4 protein-coding genes and 1 rRNA gene are annotated in these 5,531 nt (G+C 39.2%); all 5 read right to left on the reverse strand.

From position 1 onward, the window contains the following. Positions 1-177: 177 nt before the first annotated feature. The gene (locus tag JCM9140_RS21390) at positions 178-762 is read right to left on the reverse strand and encodes a hypothetical protein (protein ID WP_034751514.1); all 585 of its coding nucleotides are present in this window, start codon (positions 760-762) and stop codon (positions 178-180) included. An 88-nt stretch (positions 763-850) separates the two neighbouring features. Next, on the reverse strand, positions 851-1,033 hold the full coding sequence (locus tag JCM9140_RS21395; protein ID WP_034751517.1) for a hypothetical protein: 183 nt from the start codon (positions 1,031-1,033) through the stop codon (positions 851-853). Between the two features lie 298 nt (positions 1,034-1,331). Next, positions 1,332-1,446 (reverse strand): 5S ribosomal RNA (rrf, locus tag JCM9140_RS21400). A gap of 82 nt (positions 1,447-1,528) precedes the next feature. Beyond that, a complete protein-coding gene (locus JCM9140_RS21405; protein ID WP_034751519.1) occupies positions 1,529-3,316 on the reverse strand; it encodes an FAD-dependent monooxygenase in 1,788 nt (595 codons plus the stop codon). Positions 3,317-3,422: 106 nt separating this feature from the next. After that, the gene (locus JCM9140_RS21410; RefSeq protein WP_034751522.1) at positions 3,423-4,784 is read right to left on the reverse strand and encodes an amidohydrolase family protein; all 1,362 of its coding nucleotides are present in this window, start codon (positions 4,782-4,784) and stop codon (positions 3,423-3,425) included. Between the last annotated feature and the right edge of the window lie 747 nt (positions 4,785-5,531).

Raw genomic sequence — 5,531 nt, forward strand, 5'->3', positions numbered from 1 at the left:
GTTCCAAGTTCAGTTTGAACCTTTTCTGTTAGTTGTTGACCACGTTCATGGCACCATAAGGGATCTGCTCCAACATCTCCCTCAACTTTTATATCGTTCGTTTTTTTATTCTCACAAAAACACTGCATAGAATAAGCACTCCCTCTATTCTTTATTACATATGTACTGTACCAATCTCTAATCTTCCCAATAAAAGATTGCGTCCATTACCAAATACTCGTGAGGCTCCCGGTAGATTGTTGGTATTTTGGTTTCAAACGGCAAAGGTTGCTGCAATTGTTCAGCTTCTAAAAGTTCATAATCAAACTCTCTTAATGCTCTCTTCAATGGTTCTGCCATTCTTTGAAATTTCTCATGCAAACCAAATGAACCATCCAGAATCGTACCATATGCCCCACGTACGACTTCGTTTGTTTCCTTCCGAATGGTTTTATATCTTTCATCTTCACCCATAATGGCTACAGGTGCTAAGCGACAAATATCAATAATGATTCCACTTGTCTTTATTTCTTGAATTCCGTACTTTTCTTCCATGATGACAACATCTTCTTTTCGATAACAAAAAAACTCAACAAAAGAAGCGTAACCACTGCCAAAGTGATCCCACTCTGCTTCACATATTATATTAGGAATGCGATTCATTTTATAAAACAATTGTTTGATATGAGCTTCAATATCTTTTATGTTATGTGTATCAAAAGGATACTTGTCTCCAACAATCTTACCGTCAATTAAGTCTTGTAATTGCTCATTTGAAAACATGCATGAAACACACCTCTCCATTACCCTGGACTAAAGGAATAGCCATAATGAATAGGCGTATTCCCCGAACTTCCTAGATCCAGTACATCTAGTTATTTAACTTTTTTAATATTAACACCAATCCTCCTCCAACCCCAAAACCCATTACAATCATTATTAGGATTAAATGAACAGTTGTTAATGTTTCTAGGTTAAGAGCTATAACTGCTCCTAGTACTCCTATGATTCCAGCCATTACCCAACTTAGTAAAAAAATTTGCCATCTTTTCATTAAATACTCGCTCCCTATCGCGCATTATCCATCTTTAAATTATTAACAGGAATAAATTGCAGTATTATCTTTCATTATATATCTTTTTTCAACCATCATACACCCGCACACTTAGGAGAAAGGTCTCTTCCTCCGGAGCAGCACTCTGCACTACCTTAAGCCGATTGTTTATGCACGTAAAAAAACACAACCCAATGGGTTGTGTTTTATCTGCCTGGCAACGTCCTGGCTCGCTATTTCTCTTCTACGAGGATGGTAACCACGTAGCCTTTCTCTGAAGTAATTCATGTAGTCTTACGAAGAGAAACAGCTCGTCTCCCAGGGGGAAGCCCCCAACTACCATTGGCGCAAAAGAGCTTAACGACCGTGTTCGGCATGGGAACGGGTGTGACCTCTTCGCTATCGCCACCAGACTATTTTAGGATCTACAGCGACTATCAAAAACTCCAATTCATAAGGTAATCCCTATGAATTGAAGTTAATAAAAATTTATTGCTATACTTGTTTAATATTAAATACGTTCTTAAGAGCTTTTGTTAAACTATCTCTAGGGTTTTCAGGAAGTGCTTCACTACGCCATGCAACTATCTTATCTGGCCGGACTATAATTGCTCCTGAAGGGGATACTTCTCGAAGACTGCTCCATCTCCCTGTTTGGTCCGGATAAATTGCCTCATCTCCACCAATCGACACAACATCTAATAAATCTGAAAATTCACTGTCTAATTGTTGAACCGCTTTCCTCCATTCTTCTTCTGCTTCATCTACTATCAATACAAATTTTCCTGAAGTAAATAAGTCTACGGTCGAGATCTGTTCATTGGGTCCATCTAACCAAAAATGTGGAAGATGATGTCCTGGAATAGTGGTTGGTTTATAAATGAGCGGATCACCTGGAAGCACATTTTGATTTTCTACCTGTTCTAATGAAATCGCTCCACTCGGATAAGAAAATCCACATTCTACACCGTGAGCATGGAATTCTTTATCTAGTAAAGTCAAAGCCTTCTCTAATTTCTGTCTTTTTTGCTCACTTACAGACGAGTTGTTCCACAAGTCATTTATTGCTCTCCATCCCTCTTCTTTTGGAGTTGCAGGTGTAAGTCCAAGAGCTTTATCTACGACATCTCCATGATTTTGAAAATTCGACAGGGATGAATGGGCGATGGCTTGCGCTATTGGTCTTCGCTCTTCGTTATACGTATCTAGTAAAGGAGATCGTCCAGGGTTATTCAAGACAGTTGCAAGCTTCCATACTAAATTATGAGCATCCTGAATTCCTGAATTCAAACCCAATGCCCCCCACGGTGGGATTCGATGAGCTGCATCTCCAACTAAGAAACAGCGACCTTTGCGAAATCGCTCCGCTACTACCGCCTGTATATACCAGTGACTGATAGAGTGTAATTCCACCTCTAATTCAGGGATTCCCAGTGATCTGTTAATCCTTTTTTTCATCTCGTCATCATTAAAACGTGCTGGATCGTCAGCTGCAAAACCACAAGCAAATACCCACTCTTTTGAAACCCCACGATTGTCATAAGGACCTAGATGGTATAAATATCCACTGCCAATCGAACCCCCAAGATCTGGGTTTATAAACCAGTTAATTAAACAACCATCATCAGGTAAATACTCGCTTAAATCTGCAGAAAAATGAGCTGTTACCATATCTACAAGATTAGTAGGACCATCAAATGAAATATTTAGTAAAGCAGGAACAGTACGTCCCCCATCTGCACCAATTACATATTGGCATGTAAATTCCATTACCTCATCATTTGATGCTTTTGCAGTTACAATAACACAGTCTTCGTCCTGAACAAGATCAACAACTTGAGTATTAAAATAAAGATCCGCTTCACTATATTTTTCAGCTTCCGTCCTCAAGAGAGGTTCAAGTCTAATTTGCGCTAACATTGTATAATAGGAAGGGCTGGCCGCTCGATATTCCTCTTTGTACTGACCACCTCCCCATGCATCTCTCACAGCAATTTGCCGACCATGCAGCTCTGTTGGTCCTCCAAAAGATGTGTACCAAGCCGTTCTTTCATACGTTGAGCGTGGTGCAGCAATCTTATAAACTTCTTCCTCTATTCCCAAGTTTCGAAAAATTTCAATTGTCCTCTGGTTAAGTCCAACTGCTTTAGGGTGGATAGAAGTGCCGGGATGTTTTTCAAACAGAATATGTTTGATTCCTAATTTACTAAGCATGATAGAAGCAGAGAGCCCAACAGGTCCTCCTCCGACAATGACAACAGGTACTTCAATCCGATTACTCATATGATCACTCCTCATATCTATTGAAAACTAGCACCATGATTTTAGTTAATTGTCTTTTTTTATTTCTACAAAGCCTGCTCTATCTCTTAATAACTATTTGACACTCCTACACCAACCATGCACCATCCGGATTGCCGTATTTTTCAAAAATAGAATCTCTTGCTTCTATTGCGAGTTTCCGAACTCGTTCGAGGTCAACATTAATCATCTTTCCACCTTGTTTCACTTTTTTTCCAGCAACAAAAACCGAATCAACATTGCCTGTATGAGCGCATTGAACAACGGTGCCTATCGGATCATTCACAGGAAAAATGTTTAAATCTGTCGTTCTAACCATGATAATATCCGCTTCTTTGCCTGGAGTTAATGAACCAACCTTACTTCCTAAATTTAACGCTTTCGCTCCATCAATCGTTGCGAACTCTAAAATATTTCTCGCAGATATATTTAATGGTGGGCCTGGCATCTTTCCTTCTGCTAGAATAGTCTCATTTACTCTTGACCGTTCTGCTTGTAGAGTAAACTTCATTTGGGCAAACATATCTCCACCAGTAGATGTGACCACATCCACCCCTAAAGAAGGACGCAGTCCATTTTCTATACATAGACCCGTTGCCGGATAACCATGCCCCATCATCATCTCGACCTCAGGGGTAACCGAAATCGATCCTCCTCTTTCAACTAGCATTTTTATCTCGTCTGGACTAACAGCATTTGCATGAACAAAGTTTAAATCATCACCAAGGAGACCTGTTCTATATAACTTCTCTATCGAACGATCACTTGCCCCCCATGTGCCAAATCCTAGATGCATGCTGCAAACTGCATCTAGCTCTCGCGCTAGTTTTATTTCATCGACTGAGGTTTCCCAAGAACAAAACTCCGGTCCACGGATCGCTAATCCCATTGTGAGCAATTGATCTTTTGAGGAAAAGTATTTCTCTTTTACATATCTTGCATCTTCTGAATTATGAAGGGTACTATCTCTACTCCAATAATCTCCATCGCCTGGACATCCATGAGCAAAAACAGCTCTAGCATTTGATTCCTTTAAACCACGGATCATTTCTTCAGTATGATCACGAGCAATAACCATCGACCAGTCTAAAAACGTCGTAACCCCAGAATCGAGAGCTTCTAATGCTCCTAATAGGTTAGCAATATAGTCATCTTGCGGAGATCTTCTTGAACCAATATTGCCGTAATAAATACTACTTAAGTATTTTTGAAGCGACCAGTCAGCACCAACATTACGGATTACCGATTCCCACGTATGTCGATGGGTGTCTACAAACCCTGGCATCACAATCATATTTGAGGCGTCAATAACCTCACAATTACTTGCTTCTATATTAGGCTGAACCTTTACAATCTTTGTTCCTTCCACAAGAACATCAGCTTTTTTAAAATCGCCAATCGTTCGATCCATTGTTAATACGATTCCATCTTTAAATAAAATCCTTTCCATAACTCATTCCTCCCCTATAATATTTTTGGGAATCCTTTAAATACAAAAAGATTATTGAACGTTTAATACGGAAGCCTCAGAATCAAGATTCGATAAAATAGAAGTTAAGAAACCCACTCATTCTCCCTCCCTAATTTTTATAAAGCGCTTTTCAAAAAAGTTTATTTTTTTTTCTTGTTACTTTAGATTGCTCTTACTCACAAAAGGCCCAGCCCAATATGTTCTCTTATGTTCGATAACTTGGTTGAAGTAAAATATATTTAATAATATTATAATACTTATAACAATATTCACTCTATTTTAAAATTTTATTTGGAATCTATCTATAAAGATGGAGCTGCCTTAAAGGAACTCTCCGGCTAACTCACTACCTTATGATAGATACGAATTCGTCTGACATGGAACATGGTATTTCTTTAAAACAATACACTGCACATGCACCTAATAGAAGAAAAGAAGTGAGTGTATCTCGCAATAAATCTACTTGCTGCGCCTTTCTCGTATACTTTATCTGCCTGGCAACGTCCTGGCTCGCTATTTCTCTTCTACCGAGTTGATATAATCACGTAGCGTTTCTTTGAAGTATCCTCATGTGTGTTACGAAGAGAAACAGCTCGTCTCACAGGAGAACATGAGTTACTCATGATCTTACCTTCGGCTAATTCGGAGAAGGCTGTTCCTCTGGAACAGCGCCTTGCAAATGTTTTTACACGTAAAAAAACACAACCCATTGGATTGTGCTTTATC

Origin of the sequence: Halalkalibacter wakoensis JCM 9140, assembly GCF_000513095.1 — a bacterium.
Lineage (GTDB): Bacteria > Bacillota > Bacilli > Bacillales > Bacillaceae_D > Halalkalibacter > Halalkalibacter wakoensis.